We start from the raw sequence: 20344 nt of genomic DNA on the forward strand, positions 1-20344 counted from the left end.
CCTCCACGCGCTGCGTCATTCATTGTTGGCACTAATCATCAATTTTGTGGCGTTTATTGTCAATTTATGGCATCGCCATCGGCGCAGAATACAGTCACACCTACAATCACAATACGGTTTCACCATGGCATTGATGGACATGATGAGGGCGGTTCTTGAGGAGAGCGGGTTGCTGCCCCTCTGGAACACCCTCGCCCCCTGGCTGGCACTGGACGAACGCCAACTGATATTCGTTGTCGCTACGCCGGTGTTTATTGCCGTCACCCTGTGGGAGTACCTGCGGATTCGCCACGACCCCACGCGCATGGACGTACCGGAAGCCCTGCGGAATTTTGCCCTGGGTGCCGGCTACCAACTGACAGAGTTGCTGTTCGCGGGCCTGATCGCCTTTCCCGTATACGCATTCCTCTACCATCACCGCCTGCTGGATCTGGAACTGAACTGGGCAACGGGTCTTCTGACGTTTGTTGGAGTGGATTTCTGTTTTTACTGGATGCACCGTTCCAGCCACCGCATACGCTGGTTCTGGGCCGCCCATGTGGTCCACCATTCCTCCGAGCGAATGAATTTCTCCACCGCCATGCGCCAGAATGCCACCAATATCTTTAACGGCATGTGGCTGTTCTATGTGCCCCTGGCGTTGATCGGCTTCAATCCTGTGTGGATCGGCGTGGCTTATGCCCTCTCACTGGTGTACCAGTTTTTCATTCACACCACGCTGGTTGGCAAACTGCCAGGCTGGGTGGAAACCGTGCTCAACACCCCCAGCCATCACCGGGTTCACCATGGCCGCAACCCCGGCTATATCGACCGCAACTACGGTGGCACTCTGATCGTCTGGGACCGACTGTTCGGCACCTTTGTCGCCGAAGACGAACAGGCACCACCGGACTACGGCATTACCCGACCGATACACTCCAGGAACCTGCTAGTGCTGTGGACCCACGAGTACGTGGACCTGTTCCGGGCCATGGCCCGACCAGGCGGCCTGCAAGCCCGCCTGAAGCACCTGTGGAAGCCACCCGAATGGGATCGGGACGCGGACTAGCGCCACAAAAGCCGGATTTTCTGGCTCCGTCTCACATTAAGGCCCGATTTCCGGCTAGACTCCCGTTTACGCCAACAACCCGCCCGGAATCGACCAACATGGACCTGCAGGAAAGTTTCATCAACAGCCCCGATCACCATCGAATTCCGTTGCTGTCGTGGGCGGCGGAGGCCCCGTCGGCCGTGCTGGTCATTGCCCACGGCATGGCGGAGCATGCAGCCCGCTACCAGCCGCTGGCGCTCTGGCTGAACCAGCAGGGGGTATCGGTGATTGCGATCCAGCATCGAGGCCACGGACCGCATTGCCCCGAAACTGACCTTGGCCATTACGCCGACCACAAGGGCTGGCAGAAAGTAGTGGACGACCTGCAGCAAGTCGTTGTCCATGCCAGAAAGCAACACCCCGACCTCCCGCTAACGCTGTTCGGCCACAGCATGGGTTCGTTCATCGCCCAGGCCTTCAGCCAGCAGTATGGTGACCAGATCGACAGACTGATCCTCTGCGCGACCAATCGTATCGACAAACCGAAGTTGCGGGCCTCCCTGGCACTGGTCCGCTCTCTCCGGGCACTGCGCGGGAAACGGCACCACAGCCGCCTGATCGACAATATGACCTTCGGTGCCTTCAACAAGGCGTTCTCCCCCAATCGCACCAGCCATGACTGGCTCAGCCGCGACCCGCAACAGGTGGACCGCTACCTGAGAGACCCACTCTGCGGCTTTCCCTGCACGGCAGGCCTATGGTCCGACTTCATTGGTGGCATGCTGACCATCAATCCAAAAACATGGCGCAAGGACCTTCCGATACACCTGCTGGCCGGTGACAGCGACCCGGTTGGCGAGATGGGACACGGTTTCAACCGGCATGTTGCCAACCTTCGTGGCGCCGGCCTGCTCGTTGCCTCCGACCGTCTGTTTCCCGGCGCCCGTCACGAACTGGTCAATGAAACCAATGCTGACGAGGTCTGGCACCACATCCTCGACTGCCTGCGTACCGGGACAGACTCCGGCGCGTAAAAACATGACGCCGACCGGCCCGGGGCGCTAAGATCAATGCCACCCAACTAATCGGAGTAAGCCCATGTTTACCAACAGAGTCGTGTGGATCACCGGCGCCTCGTCCGGCATTGGTGAGGCCCTGGCAGCCAGGTTTGCGCGCGAAAATGCAAGAGTTGTTCTTTCGGCGCGACGCCAGCCAGAGCTGGAGAGGGTCCGCCAGCACTGCATTGATGCCGGCGCCGCCCCGGAAAACATGCTGGTATTGCCTCTTGACGTTACCGACCTGCCCTCACTTCCGGTAGCTGCCGACCACGTCATCAGTCACTTCGGCCAGATCGACCTGCTGATCAACAACGCCGGCCTTTCCCAACGCTCTCTGTGCAAGGATACCGAGCTGTCGGTGTACCAGAAGCTACTGGATGTGGATGTGATGGGGCAGATTGCGCTGACCAAGGCCGTGCTCCCCCATATGCTGGAGCGCCAATCCGGACACCTGGCGGTGACCGCCAGCGTGGCCGGTAAAGTCGGCGTCCCCCTGCGCACCGGCTACTGTGCCGCCAAGCACGCGGTGATGGGCTTCTTCGACGCCCTGCGGGCCGAGGTGGAAGACGATGGCATTCTGGTCTCCACCATCACCCCCGGATTTATCCGCACGGACATTTCCCGCAATGCCCTGGCGGCCGATGGCTCTGCCTTCGGCGAGGAAGACGAGAACATTGCCGGTGGCATGGACGTCGGCGAGTGCGCGGATGTCATCGTCAGTGCGCTGGCCAAGGGAAAACGCGAGATTCCCGTCGGCAAGGGCAAGGAAATGGCAGCGCTTTGGGTCAAGCGTGTCGCTCCCGAGATGATGTTTAAGTTGGCGCGCAAGCAGAACTGAATCTGGAGTCACTGAAAACGGTTATGTACCAATCCACGTCAGCGGATCATCAACCAAGAGTCTGCTTCTTACGCATTGCCACGCTGCTGTTTTTTTCAATAGCCAGCCTCCCGGTCATGGCCGGTGAAGTCAGCCTCGGCGTTGCTGCTAATTTCACCGACACCACCCGCGAACTGGCCAAACAGTTTGAAGCCAAGACTGGCCACACGGTTTCAGCCAGCTTCGGGTCCACCGGCAAGCTGTACGCCCAGATCCGGAACGGTGCGCCCTTCGACGTGTTCATGGCCGCCGATGCACGCAGACCGGCGCTTATTGAGAAGGCGCGGGCCGGCGCCCCCAATACCCGCTTCACCTATGCCCGGGGCAAGCTGGTGCTTTGGAGCCCGACCCCGGACGCTTTCGGGGACGCTGAGAGCTACCTGGCCCAGCAAACGTTCGCAAGGCTGGCCATGGCAAACCCGAAGACCGCGCCCTACGGCCTTGCAGCACAACAGGTTCTGGAACATTTAGGCCATTGGCAGGCACTGCAGGCGAAGCTGGTTCGTGGCGATTCCATCGCCCAGACCTTTCAGTTTGTGGTCAGCCGCAACGCCCAGGCCGGCTTTGTAGCCCTGTCTCAGGTAACATCCTGGGACGACAAGGAAGGCTCCCTTTGGAACGTGCCCCAGGACTATTACCAACCCATTGACCAACAGGCTATCCTTTTGAACCGGGGAACCAGCAATGAGGCAGCCTTGGCCTGGATGGACTTCCTGAAATCGAACACTGCCATCGCCACGATCCGGGGCTATGGCTATGACCCCGCTTACGACACGGCTGACTGATGCTTGAAACCTACTGGGACCCGGTCTGGCTGACACTCAGGCTGGCCACGACCACCACATTGTTGCTGCTGCTCATTGGCACGCCCATCGCCTGGTGGCTGGCCCGCTCCCGGCGCTGGCTGCGCCAGCCGGTTGCAGCGATCGTCGCCCTGCCCCTGGTGCTGCCACCCACAGTGCTCGGTTTCTACCTGTTGCTGGTCATGGGGCCTGACGGCTGGGTTGGCCAGATAACACAGTCCCTCGGGATCGGCCTTTTGCCATTTACCTTTGAGGGCCTGGTGGTGGCGTCGGTCATATACTCCCTGCCATTCACCGTTCAACCTCTGCAGAATGCCTTTGAAGCCGTAGGCGAGGGGTTCATGGAAGCCGCCGCAACCCTTCGTGCCGCCCCGTGGGAGCGGTTCCTGTTTATCGCCGTGCCCCTGGCAAGAAACGGATTCCTGACCGCCTCCGTGCTCACCTTCGCCCACACCATCGGTGAGTTCGGCGTGATCCTGATGATCGGTGGCAACATCCCGGGTGAAACCAAGGTGTTGTCGGTGGCCATCTACGACCACGTGGAATCCCTTGAGTACGCCCAGGCCCACTGGCTGTCCGCCGGCATGGTGGTGTTCTCCTTTGTGGTTCTGGTGACCCTCTACGCGCTTAACGGCAAAGCCCGCGCGGGAGCTCTCAGATGACCGCCACTATCCATGCCCGCTTCCGGTGTGCCTTTCCGGGGTTCGACCTGGACGTTGACCTGACCCTCCCGGGTACCGGCATTACCGCCCTGTTCGGGCACTCCGGTTGCGGCAAGACCACGCTGCTTCGGTGCATGGCAGGCCTTCAGAACGCGCCCGGAACCATGACCGTGCTGGGCGAACCCTGGCAGACGGAAGAGCTCGTCCGGCCGGTACACAAGCGCGCCCTGGCGTACGTTTTCCAGGAAACCCAGCTTTTTCCCCACCTGAACGTCCGCAGGAACCTGGAGTTCGGTTACCGTCGCATTCCCGCCGGCGAACGACAGATCAGATTCGATGACGCCGTTCGCTGGCTTGGCCTGGAATCCCTCCTGGAGCGCATGCCGGCCGGACTTTCCGGTGGTGAGCGCCAGCGGGTCGCGATTGCGCGGGCACTGCTGACCAGTCCAAGGCTGTTACTGATGGATGAGCCGCTGTCTGCTCTGGACCGAGCCAGTAAACAGGACATCCTGCCCTACCTCGAGAGGCTCCGGGACACCCTCGCGATTCCCATCATCTACGTGTCCCACTCCACGCCAGAGGTCGCCCGCCTGGCCGACCACATCGTGATGATGGAGGATGGCCGGGTGGTGGCCCAGGGCCCGCTGCAGGAAACGCTCGCCCGCACCAACAACCCCTTTCGACTGGAAGACGATGCCGGGGTTCTGCTGGAAGGACGGATCGACCATCTGGACCCACGCTGGCATCTGGCCCTGTTCAGGTTCGACGGGGGCCAACTGTGGTTGCGCCAGGACGACCGGCTGACACCGGGAGACAGGGTTCGTGTGCAGGTCCTGGCGCGGGATATCAGCCTCGCGCTGGCTGAGCATTCCGACCAGAGCATCCAGAACCTGGTTCCGGCCATCATCGATCAGGTCGATCCGGATGTGGCGCCGGGCGTTAGCCTTGTGCGGCTTCTGGCGGGGCCAACACCGCTGTTATCAAGGCTGACCACCCGCTCCGTAGACCAGCTCGGCCTTGAACCCGGCAAGACCGTGTGGATGCAAATAAAGTCCGTAGCTCTCGTGGACTGACACCTTTGGCCCGGTGTTTGGCCCGCCCTGCTATCCGGCGTCGGCGCCAGGATGGTTACCCTGACCTGACTCTCAAACACAGGGCAGGTATTGATTGTGGGCAATCATCAAACACACTGGGTGCACAGCGGCGGGCTCACTATCCATGCCGTTACCGAAGGCCATCCGGACTCGACGCCGCTGGTGTTGGTTCATGGCTACCCGGACAATCTTCAGGTCTGGGACAAGGTCAGCGCCGCCTTGAGCCAGGAGTATCTGGTGATCCGTTACGATGTCCGTGGTGCCGGCAAGTCCGGCAAGCCCCGAAAAACCCGGGATTATCGCCTGGCCCTGCTGGCCGACGACCTCCAAGCCGTGGTAGACACCCTGATCCCCGGACGCGAGTTCCACCTGATCGCGCATGACTGGGGGGCGATCCAGAGTTGGGAGTCCGTCACCGGAGAGCCCTTGCAGAATCGCATTCGCTCCTACACCTCCATTTCCGGCCCCTGTCTGGACCACATCGGCTTCTGGCTCCGGAAACAGCTGGAAACACCCGGGCTGGCAGGGGCAGCGAAGGTACTCCAGCAACTCACAAGCTCCTGGTACGTGTTCCTGTTCCAAGTGCCTGTGATCCCGGAAATGATCTGGAAAGCCGGCCTCGACAGGCTCTGGCCAGGGTACCTGAAGCATCATGAGCAGGTTGCCGATGCCAGGTTCAGCGCCTCCCAGAAGTCCGACGGGCTGTATGGGGTCAAGCTTTACCGGGCGAACTTCCTGACCCGGTTGCTGCGGCCACGAACCCGGGTGGCGCGCTGTCCGGTCCAGGTAATCATCCCGACCAGGGACGCATATGTGCGCCCTCAACTGAACGAGCATCTGGTTCGCTGGACCGGAAAATTAACCCTGCAAACGCTGGATACAACCCATTGGGCGCCACTGACGGAACCCGAAGCCGTATCTCGTGCCGTCCGCACATTCGTGGCTGCACACCCCTGAGCTGCCCCATACAACGAAAAAGGCCGCTGGTTCCAGCGGCCTTTCGGGACAGGGTGGTAATCGGTTTTAGCGGGTACCGTACACCACCATGGTCTTGCCCTTGACTCGCACCAGGCCCTGGTCTTCAAGGGTTTTCAGAACCCGCCCGACCATCTCCCGGGAGCAACCCACGATCCGACCGATCTCCTGGCGGGTGATCTTGATCTGCATGCCATCAGGGTGGGTCATGGCGTCCGGTTCCTTGCACAGGTCCAGCAGGGTGCGGGCAACCCGTCCAGTCACGTCCAGGAAAGCCAAATCACCCACCTTGCGGGTGGTCTGGCGCAGACGTGAGGCCATCTGCTCGCCGATGAAGTACAGAACCCTGGGGTCCTGCTGGGCGATTTCACGAAACTTGGTATAGCTGATCTCGGCAACTTCGCACTCCGTCTTCGCCTTTACCCAGGCGCTGCGCGAATCCATGTTGTCGAACAGCCCCATTTCACCGAAGAAATCCCCAGCGTTCAGGTAAGCCATGATCATCTCGCGGCCATCGTCGTCTTCAATAATGACGGTAACGGAGCCCTTGACGATGTAAAACAGGGAATCGCTTTTGTCCCCTGCATAAATAATGGTGCTCTTGGCAGGGTAACGCCGGCGATGGCATTGCGAAAGAAAATAGTCCAGATGCTTGGTTTTCTGCTCAACCGGCTTGACGATAGTGGCCATAGTGCGAGTCATGCCTCCTTTGTACTGGCGGGATCCCAATGTTTTTATTCACCCTGCTTTCCCTGCGGGTTTATTCATTATGAGCGCAACTTATAACAAGATGGCTCGGTTTCGGCAACCTGAAACATTATAGACCACATCAGCGGGGCTGCTTTTCAGCGGGCTGCTGGTGCTGACGGGATGTGCTAGCATCGCTGCCAATCGTACGTTATATCCCACTCGGAGCGCGAAATCAGATGAAAGCAACCATTGACTGGACCGGCGACGCCAGCTTTCGGGCAACCAGCGGCAGCGGCCACTCGGTGCAAATGGACGGGCCACCCGACCATGGCGGCAAGGACCTGGGGCCACGCCCCATGGAAATGATGCTGATGGGGCTGGGCGGCTGCTCGTCCTTCGACGTCATGAGCATTCTGCAGAAAAGCCGTCAGGACGTCACCGCCTGCCATGCCGAACTCGAAGCGGAGCGGGCCGACGCCGTTCCGGCAGTGTTCACCCGCATCCATCTGCATTTCGTGGTCACCGGAAACAACCTCAAGGAAAACCTGGTGAAGCGGGCCGTCAGCCTGTCGGCCGAGAAGTACTGCTCTGCGTCTATCATGCTGGAAAAGGCGGGCGTTGCCATCACCCACAGCCATGAGATACGCGACACCGCCTGAACCGGCAAACAACAGGTTCCCACAACGCGGTCACAGCGGCCTGCCAGTCTGTGGCAAACCGGCGGTTATTACGGATGCTAGAATGTTGCCCCGTACTCTACCCAAATTGAAGGTCGATGTGCATAATACGCACCCTTCTCCGCCGGTCTGCGCAAAAGGTAAACAATCCGGTCAGTTATCGGTGGCGGCCTTGGTGGCATGCATCAGACAGACATGACCACTGACATTCATCTCCAGACAATTGGGGGGGCTGAACATGGAAACCAAACTACAGTTACATGGTTTCAATAACCTGACCAAATCACTGAGCTTCAACATCTACGACATCTGTTATGCGCAGACCGAAGAGCAACGTGAAGCTTACATTGACTACATCGATGAGATGTACAATGCCGAACGCCTGACCCAGATCCTCACCGACGTGGTCAAGATCATCGGTGCCAACGTGCTCAATATTGCCCGTCAGGACTATGAGCCCCACGGCGCCTCTGTCACCATGCTGATTGCCGAACACGAACTCAGCAACGGTGAACCGGACAACGAAGAGTCACCCGGCCCCCTGCCGGATGCCATCGTGGCCCACCTGGATAAAAGCCACGTAACAGTACATACCTACCCGGAGAGCCACCCCTACGAAGGCATCAGCACCTTCCGGGCGGATATCGACGTGTCGACCTGCGGTTTGATCTCGCCGTTGAAAGTACTGAACTACCTGATCCACAGCTTCGACTCCGATGTGGTCACGGTGGACTATCGTGTGCGCGGCTTTACCCGCGACGTGGACGGCACCAAGCACTACATCGACCACGACATCAACTCGATCCAGAACTACCTGACCGAAGATACCCAGAACGCCTACCAGATGATTGACGTCAACGTGTATCAGGAAAACCTGTTCCACACCAAGATGATGCTCAAGAATTTCGATCTGGATAACTATGTGTTCGGAGTCAATGCCAGCGATCTTGACCCCCAGGAAGCACAGTCCATCGAGGATCGTCTGCGCCGGGAAATGCTGGAGATTTTCTACTCCCGCAACGTAGAGTAGTAACACGCACAGAAAGATTGAGCCTGCGCCTTACCGGGGCGCGGGCCAACTTGTTCAATTTAACTGAACAACCATTCCAAGATTCTCCGATTTCATCTTCTCCCGTCACGCAGTTCAATAGCCTCATAGCGTTCTAATCAACCAAGAGGCTCTGAACATGAAGAATATTCTCATTATTACCGCAAGCATTTTTGGTCAGGACGGCCAGTCATCCAGACTCGTCAGTCAGACACTGGACCAGCTCCGGCAGACCTACGGCGACATCCAGGCCACCTATCGGGATCTCTCCGCAGAGCCGGTACCGCATCTGGACGCCGAACGGTTCGGTGCCTTCCTGACCAACGCGGACGACCGCGATGGCTCACAGCAAGGCGTCGTCGATTATTCAGATTTGCTGATCAGTGAAGTTGTCGACGCAGACGTCATTGTTATGGGTGTGCCGATGTACAACTTCGGTGTACCGTCGGTGCTGAAAGCCTATTTCGACCACATTGCCCGGGCCGGCATCACTTTCCGATACACGGCGAGCGGCCCTGTTGGCCTTCTGGAAGATCGGCCGGTGTACATCCTGGCGGCGCGCGGCGGCCTATACGCCGGCACGCCGAACGACTCCCAGACGCCGTTCATTCGATCCTTCCTTGGTTTTATCGGCCTCAAGGACGTTCACTTTGTCTACGCCGAGGGCCTGAATATGGGGGATGATAAAAAAGAGAATTCCCTGCAAGAGGCCGGACGAGCCATTGAAACCCTGACCGCCTGAACCCGGCGATTTTTGGCATTGGAAGGAGATCCGTCATGACAGAACGAACCCTCAGACAGGTTATTCCCGGTACCGAAACGTCCGATGGCGCCGGCGTTCGTATCAAGCGCTCCCTCGGACAGCAGCAGAACGTCCGTCTCGATCCCTTCCTGATGCTGGACGAATTCGGTTCCGACCAACCGCAGGATTACATGGCCGGCTTCCCGTCACATCCGCATCGCGGATTTGAAACGGTTACCTACATGATCGAAGGGCACATGCTGCATGAGGATCATCTCGGTAACCAGGGCAACCTGAAGAATGGCGGCGTGCAATGGATGACCGCCGGGCGGGGCATTGTCCACTCTGAAATGCCCCAGCAGGAATCGGGGCAAATGCGCGGTTTCCAGCTGTGGCTCAATCTGCCGGCTGCGGACAAAATGAAACCGGCGGGTTACCGCGATATCCAGCCTGATGAAATACCAGCCATTACCTTCGATGGTGGAGTTATCAAGCTGGTGGCTGGAGAGCTGACCGTTGACGGCCAGATACACCAGGGCGCCGTCACCGGAGGTAGCACACGGCCTTTGTATGCGGATATCCACCTGGAACCGGGACAGGAAACCCTGCTGCCGATCGATCCGGAACTGGAAGGCCTGCTCTATCTGTACGCCGGAGAAGCGTCCCTGCATTCAGCGACAGGCCCCCAGCCCCTGAAACGCTCAGCGGCAAGCATTCTTTCCGAAGGTGACAGCGTCCGCGTTGGCGCCGGTAAGAACGGAGCCCGAGTGCTGCTGATTGCCGGCAAACCGATTGGCGAGCCTGTGGTGCAGTATGGCCCGTTCGTGATGAACAGTCGTGAAGAGATCGAGCAGACTCTGCGGGACTACAGGGACGGCCGTCTGACGGCCTGAAGGCCTTCAGGCAAAGGGCTTATGGGCGATCAGTTCCTGCACCAGCGGGCGCATGGTCAGATCCATGGCCAGCGATAGCTTGGTTCCCGGGATGACCAGCGTGTCGTACCGGGACAGGCTGCTGCCGCCAATCATTTGCAACAGATAGGGGAAATCCACCTCCGATGGGTCTCGGAACCGGATGACGATCAGGCTCTCGTCTTCTGTCGGCACATCGCGGACCACAAAAGGATTGGAGGTATCCACCAGCGGAATGCGTTGGAAGTTCACATGGGTGTGCGCAAACTGAGGGACAATATCGTGCACGTAATCGTCCATACGGTTGACGATGGTCTGAACGACGGCGTCCTGTGAGTACCCTCGCTTGTTGGTGTCGCGGTGAATTTTCTGGATCCATTCCAGGTTGACGATCGGTACCACTCCCACCAACAGATCCACGTACTGGGCAATGTTGTAGGCATCGCTGACCACGCCCCCATGCAGCCCCTCGTAGAACAGAAGATCGGTTTCCGCCGCCAGCGGTCCCCAGGGGGTGAAGGTACCCGGTTTGTGGCCGGCCTCAATCAACCGCCGGTCTTCGTCATGCACATACTGGCGGAACTGGCCGTTGCCGGTGTGCCCATAGTCATAGAACAGGGCTTCCAGCTTGTCGACATGGTTCGCCGCCAGGGCAAAATGATTGCGTTCACCGAACTGCCCCTTCGCCGCGAGGCGGGCCATCTGCTCACGGTTGTAGCGGTGGAAGCTGTCACCACTGACCATGGCGGCCCGCAGCCCTTCGCTGGCAAACAGGCGGCTGAATATCTCACCCGTAGTGGTGGTTCCAGCGCCGGAGGAGCCGGTAACCGCGATGATCGGATGGCGTTTAGACATAAGCAGGAGGTCCGGAAAGTCAGTCCAGGCTGGTCAGCAGCCGCGGCTTTTCGATGGTGAAACCCTGAGCGTAATCCACACCCAGACTGGTCAGCATATCGAGAACCGCGCGGGTTTCAACCCGTGAAGCAATCACTTCCCGTTTCATGTAGTGCGCCATATCCACCATGGACTTCACCATGGCCTGATCGGTTTCACTGGTGTCCAGTTGGCTGGTGAAGGCGCTGTCCAGCTTGATCATGTCCACCGGCAGGCTGCGCATGAACTGGAACGACGTTGGCCCACTGCCAAAATCCCCCAGGCAGAAACGGCATCCCAGCTCCTTCATTTCCTCAATGAATTCTGAAATGCCCTGAATGTCGTTGATCGCGGAGGCCTCGGTTATTTCGAACCACAGTCGTTCAATGGGTGCGTCCTTCTGGCTCAGCTTGTCGTAAATAAACTCCATCAACTGCTGATCATTCAACGAGTGGCCAGAAAGGTTGATGCAAATCCCACCCATGTGCTTCGGATCCGGTGCGTGGTCGCGCAGCCAGTCCAGCATATGCCCCACCACCCAGCGGTCCACCGCCTGCATGCGATCATAACGCTCCGCCATGCGGACAAAATCCTTGCCGGTGATAAGGTTGCCGTCATCACCATACATACTGATGAGAACCTCATACTGCGCTGCCATGGACGTACGCGCGTGCAGCGGGATGATCTTCTGGCAACGCAGCAACATACGCTCCTCGTTGAGATCCCCAAGGTTGGCCACCTTCGCTGCAATCTGCTCCTGACGGGCATGGTCATGCGCATCCAGGGTGTATTCCATCACCTTGCCATGGCCGCGTTTCTTGGCCGACTTCATGGCTTCCTCCGCCGCCTTCAGCCAACGTTCGGCATTTGCCAGCGCCGGCAACTCAGGTGCCAGGCCAACACTGGCAGAGAGATGGTAACTGCCACTGTCGAAAACAAATTCCATGGCTTCTATGGCTGAGACTATCCCACGAGACGCGTCCAGGGCGTTTTCCGCCGGCAACATAAACGCGAACTCGTTCCCCGAGAACCGGGCCAGCGGCATGCCATCACCAACATGGCTGCGAAGCACATCAGCCACCCTGCGCAATGCTTCATCACCGGCCTGATAGCCGGCCGTATCGTTGAGCAGACGGAACTGCCGCAGGTCCAGCAACACAAGAGCCCGCTGGTCCTCGCGCCTGGCCAGTTGCTGATCCAACATACGTTCAAATTCGCGGCGCCCCAGCAAGCCGGTCAGCTCGTCATGGGTGGACGCCCACGACAACTGGTCATAGACCTTACGCACCATCCGGTCGATGCTCTCATCCACCAGGGGCCGGTCGTACTGGTTGTCCGGAACGATAATGCCTTTGCGCATGTGTTGGGCCAAAGCCTCCAGCGCCAGCTCGACCACGCGCATACCCTGATGATTGACGAATACAAATCGACTGAAGCCTCGGGCTACCCATACCAGGCGGATATACTGGGGCTCATCCGGTTTTTCCTGATCCCGCAACCAGTCGCCGGTACGCAATTGCTGTGCCCGGTTGATCCACCGCTGCAGGCTGCGCTGATCACGCTCGGACATTGCCTGACGCTTGTCGTCCTCGCTTTTCGACGGTGGAATCTCCACCATCTCGGGCGGGTTTTCAGGGCTGCGCACCAGAAACTGCTTGAGCTCGTCGCGTATCTGGGAGGACGGCATGTGGTTGCTGGAAATGGACGCCAGTCCATCCTGGATCACCCGCAGCAGCTCGGGCAGATTGATATTGCTTTGCGGATCCTCCGCGAAGGTCATCAGCGAATCGATCACCGAGAGGTAATCCTGCCACAGAGGGCTGTCCTCTCCCTGGCGTATCCAGGTCAGCGACAGCAGGTCTCGCCAGCCGCCATCCAGCAGACTGACCACGGCTTTCGGCACTTTTTTCCCGGCCAGTTTAAGCTCCAGCACCCGGGCAACCGCCTTCTTGGATTCAGAAACCTTCTGGGCGCCCTCCGCTGCTGCCGTTACCCTTTCCACGTTGCGGCGGTAGACCAGGTTCTGGCGATCAATCAGCGAGTCCAACTCCTGCACCGCGTTCTCGAACACGCTGGTATCCTGCTCAAAATCGGTGGCTATCCGCTGGATCAGCTCATCAATACGCCGCTGAACAACCGGATTGATGCGGCCGCCTTTCACACCCAACTGGGCCAGGCGATTCATCACACCGCGCACCGGGCTTTCCTGGTCGTCGAAGAATTCCGGGTCGCGCATCACCACTTTCAGCACTGGCACTTCCAGCTGGCGCATCCGCGACTGGGCGTATTCACTGAGTTTCGGGCTTTCCACCACACTGTTGAAGAAGCGGTCCACCACGTCCAGCGTGCCCTGTTGCTCTTCGCCCAGGGCATGTTCACCGCTTTCCTTCACTCTTTCCACGACACGTTCGCGGAGGGAGGGCTGGTCCGGAGCCACCGTCGCAGCCTGTACCTGGAGCTCCTGCAATTGCTTCTGTAACTCTCCGGCAGACAGCTCCCTCGCACCGGGGGAAAAATCAGCAGGAGCAACGTCGCCCCTTGCCAGGCGGCTGGCAGACAGGGTACCGAGGAGGTTTTTTACCGTGGCAAAAGCGTTCTGGGCGGCGCTGGCATAGCCCCGAAACTCGGTCACCGACTTACGGGATGACTGCTGGCTGCTCTTTTGCGCCGGGGCCTGCTGTACCGCCGCTCCAGAGTCGTCCGGTTGCCGTGCTTCCGTCGGCGGAGCTGGTTTTTTCTCGCTCTGTTCGGATGTCTTTGGCGCCTGCTCACTGAGATACTTGCTGAGATCCAGGTCCGGCAGCACACCATGGCGGATCAGGATGCTGTTCAACTCCCGGTACAGCGGCCCAAGGTGCATCAGCACCGATTTTTCGAAGACACGCAGGCAGACTTTTTCTACCTCGCGATCCGCCTTGAGCTGGCTCAAGCCAACATGGAAAGACTCACAGATCAGCGAAGGCCCTAACGGATTATGATGCCCCGTGGAATTGGCGATGCCCAGTTTATCGAGCCGCAACTTCAGCTGAAGCAATTCACCCCGATATTGGGTATCCGCCTTCGTGACCATCACCCGAATCGTCAGCCAGTCTTCGAACTCGCCCTTGTCGACAACCGACAATTCAGACCCTGGAAACCCCTTCGGAGCAGGCTTTAGTGGCGATTCCAGGCTACGCGCCATCTGATGCCAGATGACCCGCTGACGGGCCTGAAGTTGGCCAGAGGCATCCATGTACTCATTCGCCTGCTGGTCATTGCCAGCCTTCTGGGCAGCATCCCGCAAGGCGGTTGTCATCTGCACAAGGCAGGCATCCATCAACGGCTCAATATACTGAATCACCGCCTTCGCGGATTGATGCAGAACAAACTGGACCTTGTCACTGGGTGCCCGTAGTGACGCACGGTCCTGATGACGGTTGGCACCACATTGCTCCAGCATGGCGCTGACGGCTTCCGGGTTGGAGCGGGTAAAACTCACGCCCATGGCGCCCTCTATCCGCCGCCTGATATTTACATGAAGCTCATGGCGCTTACGGCCATCAGGGCTGCGAAAGCGTACCACCAGTTCCTCGGCACCCCGCGAGAGCACCTGATCCAGTTTTCTGGACGTTTCCCCGGAATAACGTACAAACAGGCCTTCCGCGCAAAAGTCGGCGATCTGGCACGGTAGATTGTCACCACTGCCAACATCCAGCTGAGCAGCGAGTTTAATCGGTTGGCGGGGACTAGAACGACGTTCTTTCGGATCCATGAACTACCTGATATCTGGTAAAGCCGAGTGACCCGATAGGGTAAACTGTTTCTGTCACCGGCCGGTATCCCTGAAAGGCAGCGGTAGCTACCTGCTACTTGGGGGAACATGGCTGTAATATAGCGTCTGGCAGCTATGCCAGCCAGCCACAAAATAACAGCCTGGACTATGAAACAGCTTAGTCAGATCTACTTCGTTATGCTACTGATAACGACACTTTCAGGGTGTACGACTTTAGGTTATTACAGCCAGGCGGTCAGTGGCCACCTGTCACTGATGATGTCCACGCAATCCGTGTCCGGACTGATCGACACACCATCAACACCGCCGGCGTTGAAGCAGAAACTCCTGGTGGCGAACGAAGCCCGTCAGTTTGCCGCGCATCGTCTGGCACTGCCGGTGGGAGACGCCTTTGCAAAGTACGCTGAGCTCGGGCGGCCCTGGGTGGTTGTCAATCTGGTGGCCGTTCCGGAGTTTTCCCTTCAGGCCCATCGGTGGTGCTATCCAGTGGTTGGCTGCCAGGCCTACCGGGGCTACTACGAGCTGGAGAACGCCCGGAACGAGCAGCAATTATTCATGGCGGACAACTACGACACGTTCATTGGTGGTGTCACCGCCTATTCAACCCTGGGCTGGTTCGACGACCCTCTACACACCGGCTTCACGTCGTTGCCAGACAACCGCATGGTAGCGCTGATGTTCCATGAACTGGCGCATCGCGTGGTCTATATAAGCGACGATACGGCCTTTAATGAGAGCTTCGCAACTGCCGTGGAGTTGGAGGGCCTCCGGCTGTGGCTAGAAACAGAGGGCGATGGTTCGGGGTTCCAGAGGGCGCTGGCGCGTCTACGTCAACGCAACCAGACCCTCGCCCTGGTCGAGGACGTATCACGGCAGCTTGAAGCACTCTACGCCCGACAGGGCACCCTGCCCAAGACGGAACTCCGACATCAGAAAGCGCAGCTGTTCCAGGCCCTCCAGGACGATTACCTGGCCCTGTCAGCAACCTGGGAGCAGCCAGGACCGTTTGGAGAAAATCCGACCGGACTGAACAACGCCAACCTCGCCCTGTTCAGCCAGTACAACCAGCATGTGCCCGCCTTCCGACAGTTACTCCGGGACCATGCTGGCGACTTCAGCGACTTCTATAAAGCGGTGGAGACCCTGGCAGATCAGTCCCAAGACATTCGACAGCGCCGGCTATCCGATCTAGGACAACGCTTTCACGAAGACCTTTGAGTTACGCTGGGTGTTGTAGGACGCCAGCTTCGGCCCCGGCAATTCACGCACCGTGGAAGGTTGGAACCCCCGTTCCCGGAACCAGTGTTCGGTCTGGGTGGTCAGCACGAACAACCGTTGGATGCCCTGGCCCCGGGCCAGCTTTTCAACCATCGCCAGGATGTCATCACCGCGACCGGCACGGCGATAGGCCTGGTCCACGGCGAAACATGAAAGCTCGCCCGCACCTTCATCGGGGTAATGGTAAAGCGCAGCGCATCCCACAATCGTGCCGTCCCGCTCAGCCACCACGAACCGACTGATTTCGGTTTCCAGCATTTCCCGGGAACGGCGCACCAGAATGCCCTGCTCTTCCAGCGGCTGGATCAAGCCGAGAATACCGCCAATGTCCTCCACCCGGGCCTGGCGGATCTGCTCGTAGTTGTCACCACTGACCAGCGTGCCCGCACCGTCACGGGTAAACAGCTCTTCCAGCAACGCGCCATCATCGACGTAACTGATAATATGAGCCCGACGCACACCTTTCACGCAGGCGTCACAGGCTGCCCGCAGCAGATCGCCATCATGCCCCTGCACCATACCTGCCGCCAGACGATCAGATGCCTGACGAGCGGACAGTTCACGGATCAGTCCGGCATTTTCATCCAGCAACCCCTGATTCTCGGCAAACATGATGAGCTTCTCAGCCTGTAGCGCAGCGGCCACCTGGCTACCCACATCTTCATAAGACAGGTTAAAGGCATCTCCGGTCGGCGAATACCCAAGCGGCGGCAGCAGTACGATATGGCCCAACTCCAGCAATTTCTCGATTCCGGCCACGTCTACCCGACGAACCTGCCCGGTATAGCCAAAATCGATGCCGTCCAGAACGCCTACCGGCCTCGCGGTGACATAGTTGCCGCTGCTTACCCTGATTCGTGCGTTATGCATGGGTGAGTTCACCAGTCCCATGGACAACTGGCTTTCCAGATACGCCCGCAGCCCACCAATGGCTTCCAGCACCGGCGTCAATTGTTGTTCCGGCGTTACCCGCAAGCCTCGGTGGAAAGTGGATTCTTCGTTTGCCGCGTCCAGACGCGACTGAATCTGGGGCCTTGCACCGAAGGCCACCACGAGCCGGATACCCAAACTGCTTAGCAAAGCAATGTCATGAATGATGTTGATCAGGTTGTCATGGGCAATCGCATCCCCCCCAATCGTCAACACCACAGTGCGACCACGGTGTGCATTGATATAGGGCGATGAGTGGCGGAATCCGTGCAGCCATTCGTTCGATTTCAAACTCTTCTCCTGCGAGTTTTCAGCTTATGGAGCGTTCCGGGTATTGGCGGGAGACTCTCCCAAAACACGCCCGTGAATACGTCCCTGTAGGGCTCGGTCGCGCCATCCCTGGCGCTCCACGGTTTTGGGAGAGTCTCCCGCCAATACCCTCGTTATACCACTGAGCTGCCTTCCAAACGATCAAAGGCAGAACCTTGTGATCAATCCTTTGAGGATTTTTACCGCCGGGTCCAACTGCGACAACTCCAGGAATTCATCGGGTTGGTGTGCCTGATCGATGTAGCCGGGGCCCATAACCAGGGTTTCCATACCCAATTTCTGCAACCACGGTGCTTCCGTGGCAAAGGCTACCGCTTCCGCAGTATGGCCTGTCAGTTTCTCACAGGCGCGGACCAGCTCGGCTTCGGCCGGGGTTTCAAATGGCGGCACACCATCGAACAACGGCTCAAATGTCAGCGACAACTCACGGCTTTTGGCGACCGGCTGCAGGGTGTCGAGTATCTCCTGGCGCAGTGCCTTCATGTCCATGCCGGGCAAGGGGCGCAGATCAAAATGCAACTCGCAGCGGGCGCAAATGCGATTAGGATTATCACCGCCGTGGATGCAACCCAGGTTCATGGTGGGTAACTGAACCTTGAAATTGGGGTTGCTGTATTTCGCCTGCCACCCCGACCGCAGCGCGAGCAGTTCACCCAGCGCTTCGTGCATGCCTTCCATCGCGTTGCGGCCAAGGGACGGGTCAGAGGAATGGCCGGACTGGCCCTCGAACACGAGGCGCTCCATCATGATGCCCTTGTGCATGCGCACAGGCTTCAAGCCGGTAGGCTCACCGATGACCGCATAGCGGGCCTTGGGACGACCGGCCTCGGCCAGCGCCCGGGCACCATCCATGGAGCTTTCCTCGTCGGCGGTGGCGAGAATGATCAGTGGCTGCTTCAGGTCCTGGTCCACAAAGGCTTTGGCCGCTTCAATGGCCAGCGGGAAAAAGCCTTTCATGTCGCAGGTGCCAAGGCCATACCAGCGGTCGTCCCGTTCGGTCAGGGTAAACGGGTCGCTTTGCCAGCGCTTGTCGTCAAACGGGACGGTATCGGTATGGCCCGAGAGCACCAGACCGCCAGGGCCGCTGCCCAGTGTCGCGATCAGGTTGTACTTTCCGGGCAATCCGGGCACTTCCAGTATCTCGACCTTGAACCCCATGGGCTCCAGCCATTCGGCCAGGGTACGCACCACCGGTTCGTTGCTGTGATCCCACTCGGCAGACGCACTGCTGATCGACGGCTGTGAAATCAGCCTGGTGAGCATCTCGCGAATGCCAGGCAGGTGTTGGATGGATCCGGACATAGAACACTCTCCGCCCCGGTGTGGGGCTAGCGGGCCTGGCCTTGGCGCCAGACCTCAAACGTTGCAATCAGTCTGATGGCGATCGGATACGCCACTTCCCCGCCATCAATCAGCCGTGCGACTTCCAGTCGTTCGTCACCCACGCTGACCAGGCGGCCTTCCACAACATTACCATTGTCCAGCGTAACTCTCACCGTGCGCCCAACCCAGGTTTCAGCATTCTCCGTGTCGGCCAGGTTCCAGCCATCGACGACCGGGGCACCCTCTCCCGGCACTACCGGTTCAAGCACTTCCTGAGGCACATCCGGCACCGCGGGCTCGATGCGCTCAAGATAGACATCGGGCACCACCGAACGGTTGTAGCGGACGGCCAGGCTGGCGTCTGCGGATTCATCGCTGCGAACAGGCACGCCCCATACCGGTGCCGAAGGATTCAATTCCAGGGTCAGTTCTCCGCCTTCTGTCAGCCACTGTCGGTAGAGGGCCAGCAACTGGTCACTGGCGCCAAAGCCACGAGCCGCCAGCGAGTCGCGAAACGCTGCCATGACGATACCGGCCCATTCCCCGGTTTCCACACCCGATTCCCTGGCACAGTAGGCCGCAACACGACGCATCAGGCCACCATCCCGCAATGTCACAGTAACCGGCGACTGCGTGGATTCCGGCAGGGCCGGCAATGACAGCGGATTCAGGCGAGCGCCGGGCCAGTCCAATTCCACGCTGCCGGCGTTGGCGGTCGTCAGCTCCGCGTAGAGACCATCGCCACTCTGAATGACCATAGCCTCCCCGGACACACCATCGACACCAAGACGCATCAGATCACCGCTACCCAACTGCTGGCGATGATCAGGACCGCAGACCGGTGAGAACAACGCCGGGGTTGCGTCGCCTGCTGCCGTCACCCAGTTACGGAACATGTTGGTGTCGAGACCCAGGCTCAGGTTCTCCGCCACCAATGACCAATGCGGGGGCAGGTCCGCAGGGTCCAGGAGCGCACGCACGAGGGCGACCGGAGAGCCTGCATTGAACATCAACCGGTCGAACGCCACCGGGCGGGTAAGCCGGAAATCCTGGTAGCTGCCATCACCCAGCACCAGTCGGCCGACGAGGTCCGAGCGAATATGACCCCGATCAATAACGCCCAGTTCCTCAATCGCCTGCTGGGCATCGGCCAGCCGCTGGTCAGCCAGCCACCAGACCGCCCCTTTGAACGACAGGTAGCCTATCAGGGCCAGGATAACCAGAAAGGTCAGCAGGCGCTTCATGATGTGGTCCTCTTGGGGCGTGACGCC

Annotated in this window: 18 protein-coding genes; 12 read left to right on the top strand and 6 right to left on the bottom strand. The window is 59.1% G+C overall.

All coding sequences use genetic code 11. The features are described 5' to 3' along the window. The first annotated feature begins 124 nt into the window (after window positions 1-124). The 7 genes from JJO78_RS14660 to JJO78_RS14690 all read left to right on the top strand — a co-directional run bounded on the left by JJO78_RS14660 (window position 125) and on the right by JJO78_RS14690 (window position 6481). Window positions 125-1048 carry a sterol desaturase family protein gene (locus JJO78_RS14660; RefSeq protein WP_075194222.1) on the top strand — a complete coding sequence of 308 codons (924 nt, stop codon included), beginning with the start codon at window positions 125-127 and terminating at the stop codon, window positions 1046-1048. Window positions 1049-1146: 98 nt separating this feature from the next. Continuing rightward, complete coding sequence (locus JJO78_RS14665; RefSeq protein WP_075194221.1) at window positions 1147-2064, top strand: alpha/beta fold hydrolase; 918 nt, start codon at window positions 1147-1149, stop codon at window positions 2062-2064. Between the two features lie 64 nt (window positions 2065-2128). Further along, complete coding sequence (locus JJO78_RS14670; RefSeq protein WP_036210911.1) at window positions 2129-2926, top strand: SDR family oxidoreductase; 798 nt, start codon at window positions 2129-2131, stop codon at window positions 2924-2926. A gap of 23 nt (window positions 2927-2949) precedes the next feature. Further along, window positions 2950-3750: a molybdate ABC transporter substrate-binding protein gene (gene modA / locus JJO78_RS14675; RefSeq protein ID WP_051947070.1), complete on the top strand. Its 801-nt coding sequence runs from the start codon at window positions 2950-2952 to the stop codon at window positions 3748-3750. After that, window positions 3750-4430 carry a molybdate ABC transporter permease subunit gene (gene modB / locus JJO78_RS14680; RefSeq protein ID WP_041332518.1) on the top strand — a complete coding sequence of 227 codons (681 nt, stop codon included), beginning with the start codon at window positions 3750-3752 and terminating at the stop codon, window positions 4428-4430. The genes modA and modB overlap by 1 nt, the downstream gene beginning before the upstream one ends. After that, window positions 4427-5503, top strand: coding sequence for a molybdenum ABC transporter ATP-binding protein (modC, locus tag JJO78_RS14685; protein WP_075194219.1), 1077 nt, complete (start codon window positions 4427-4429; stop codon window positions 5501-5503). Before modB ends, modC begins: the two co-directional genes overlap by 4 nt. A gap of 96 nt (window positions 5504-5599) precedes the next feature. Beyond that, the gene (locus JJO78_RS14690; RefSeq protein WP_075194218.1) at window positions 5600-6481 is read left to right on the top strand and encodes an alpha/beta fold hydrolase; all 882 of its coding nucleotides are present in this window, start codon (window positions 5600-5602) and stop codon (window positions 6479-6481) included. 66 nt (window positions 6482-6547) lie between these two features. Here JJO78_RS14690 and crp read toward each other — a convergent pair whose 3' ends face one another. Next, complete coding sequence (crp, locus tag JJO78_RS14695) at window positions 6548-7189, bottom strand: cAMP-activated global transcriptional regulator CRP (RefSeq protein WP_007153756.1); 642 nt, start codon at window positions 7187-7189, stop codon at window positions 6548-6550. A gap of 236 nt (window positions 7190-7425) precedes the next feature. Here crp and JJO78_RS14700 point away from each other — a divergent pair, with 236 nt between their 5' ends. The 4 genes from JJO78_RS14700 (at window position 7426) to JJO78_RS14715 (ending at window position 10549) form a co-directional block, all read left to right on the top strand. After that, window positions 7426-7848, top strand: coding sequence for an OsmC family protein (locus tag JJO78_RS14700; RefSeq protein ID WP_036210899.1), 423 nt, complete (start codon window positions 7426-7428; stop codon window positions 7846-7848). Window positions 7849-8104: 256 nt separating this feature from the next. Beyond that, entirely contained in the window at window positions 8105-8896 is a 792-nt protein-coding gene (gene speD, locus JJO78_RS14705) for an adenosylmethionine decarboxylase (RefSeq protein ID WP_036210896.1), read from the top strand. Between the two features lie 157 nt (window positions 8897-9053). After that, window positions 9054-9656 carry an FMN-dependent NADH-azoreductase gene (locus tag JJO78_RS14710; protein WP_036210893.1) on the top strand — a complete coding sequence of 201 codons (603 nt, stop codon included), beginning with the start codon at window positions 9054-9056 and terminating at the stop codon, window positions 9654-9656. A gap of 35 nt (window positions 9657-9691) precedes the next feature. Beyond that, complete coding sequence (locus JJO78_RS14715) at window positions 9692-10549, top strand: pirin family protein (RefSeq protein ID WP_075194217.1); 858 nt, start codon at window positions 9692-9694, stop codon at window positions 10547-10549. 6 nt (window positions 10550-10555) lie between these two features. Here the strand turns inward: JJO78_RS14715 and JJO78_RS14720 are convergent, their stop codons facing one another. Further along, window positions 10556-11422 (bottom strand): phosphoribulokinase, encoded by an 867-nt coding sequence (locus JJO78_RS14720; RefSeq protein ID WP_075194216.1) that lies wholly within the window; start codon window positions 11420-11422, stop codon window positions 10556-10558. 19 nt (window positions 11423-11441) lie between these two features. Further along, a complete protein-coding gene (locus JJO78_RS14725) occupies window positions 11442-15191 on the bottom strand; it encodes a DUF1631 family protein (RefSeq protein WP_036210884.1) in 3750 nt (1249 codons plus the stop codon). Window positions 15192-15359: 168 nt separating this feature from the next. On the opposite strand from JJO78_RS14725, the gene JJO78_RS14730 reads away from it, so the two are divergent. Continuing rightward, window positions 15360-16430, top strand: a complete 1071-nt coding sequence (locus JJO78_RS14730; RefSeq protein ID WP_036210881.1) for an aminopeptidase — start codon at window positions 15360-15362, stop codon at window positions 16428-16430. Here JJO78_RS14730 and argA read toward each other — a convergent pair. The 3 genes from argA to JJO78_RS14745 all read right to left on the bottom strand — a co-directional run bounded on the left by argA (window position 16401) and on the right by JJO78_RS14745 (window position 20317). Further along, complete coding sequence (gene argA / locus JJO78_RS14735; RefSeq protein ID WP_036210878.1) at window positions 16401-17711, bottom strand: amino-acid N-acetyltransferase; 1311 nt, start codon at window positions 17709-17711, stop codon at window positions 16401-16403. The two genes, JJO78_RS14730 and argA, sit on opposite strands and share 30 nt — an antisense overlap. 180 nt (window positions 17712-17891) lie before the next feature. Then, a complete protein-coding gene (gene argE / locus JJO78_RS14740) occupies window positions 17892-19052 on the bottom strand; it encodes an acetylornithine deacetylase (protein WP_036210875.1) in 1161 nt (386 codons plus the stop codon). 26 nt (window positions 19053-19078) lie between these two features. Then, the gene (locus JJO78_RS14745) at window positions 19079-20317 is read right to left on the bottom strand and encodes an acetylornithine deacetylase (RefSeq protein WP_075194215.1); all 1239 of its coding nucleotides are present in this window, start codon (window positions 20315-20317) and stop codon (window positions 19079-19081) included. Between the last annotated feature and the right edge of the window lie 27 nt (window positions 20318-20344).

Origin of the sequence: Marinobacter sp. DS40M6, from assembly GCF_028581595.1 — a bacterium.
GTDB classification, from domain to species: domain Bacteria; phylum Pseudomonadota; class Gammaproteobacteria; order Pseudomonadales; family Oleiphilaceae; genus Marinobacter; species Marinobacter salarius.

Coding starts and splice junctions, on each gene's coding strand:
- JJO78_RS14745 (WP_075194215.1), bottom strand. CDS start 20,317: ATGAAGCGCCTGCTGACCTTTCTGGTTATCCTGGCCCTGATAGGCTAC.
- JJO78_RS14720 (WP_075194216.1), bottom strand. CDS start 11,422: ATGTCTAAACGCCATCCGATCATCGCGGTTACCGGCTCCTCCGGCGCT.
- JJO78_RS14660 (WP_075194222.1), top strand. CDS start 125: ATGGCATTGATGGACATGATGAGGGCGGTTCTTGAGGAGAGCGGGTTG.
- modC (WP_075194219.1), top strand. CDS start 4,427: ATGACCGCCACTATCCATGCCCGCTTCCGGTGTGCCTTTCCGGGGTTC.
- JJO78_RS14725 (WP_036210884.1), bottom strand. CDS start 15,191: ATGGATCCGAAAGAACGTCGTTCTAGTCCCCGCCAACCGATTAAACTC.
- JJO78_RS14730 (WP_036210881.1), top strand. CDS start 15,360: ATGAAACAGCTTAGTCAGATCTACTTCGTTATGCTACTGATAACGACA.
- argE (WP_036210875.1), bottom strand. CDS start 19,052: ATGTCCGGATCCATCCAACACCTGCCTGGCATTCGCGAGATGCTCACC.
- speD (WP_036210896.1), top strand. CDS start 8,105: ATGGAAACCAAACTACAGTTACATGGTTTCAATAACCTGACCAAATCA.
- modB (WP_041332518.1), top strand. CDS start 3,750: ATGCTTGAAACCTACTGGGACCCGGTCTGGCTGACACTCAGGCTGGCC.
- JJO78_RS14715 (WP_075194217.1), top strand. CDS start 9,692: ATGACAGAACGAACCCTCAGACAGGTTATTCCCGGTACCGAAACGTCC.
- JJO78_RS14710 (WP_036210893.1), top strand. CDS start 9,054: ATGAAGAATATTCTCATTATTACCGCAAGCATTTTTGGTCAGGACGGC.
- modA (WP_051947070.1), top strand. CDS start 2,950: ATGTACCAATCCACGTCAGCGGATCATCAACCAAGAGTCTGCTTCTTA.
- JJO78_RS14700 (WP_036210899.1), top strand. CDS start 7,426: ATGAAAGCAACCATTGACTGGACCGGCGACGCCAGCTTTCGGGCAACC.
- JJO78_RS14670 (WP_036210911.1), top strand. CDS start 2,129: ATGTTTACCAACAGAGTCGTGTGGATCACCGGCGCCTCGTCCGGCATT.
- JJO78_RS14665 (WP_075194221.1), top strand. CDS start 1,147: ATGGACCTGCAGGAAAGTTTCATCAACAGCCCCGATCACCATCGAATT.
- crp (WP_007153756.1), bottom strand. CDS start 7,189: ATGGCCACTATCGTCAAGCCGGTTGAGCAGAAAACCAAGCATCTGGAC.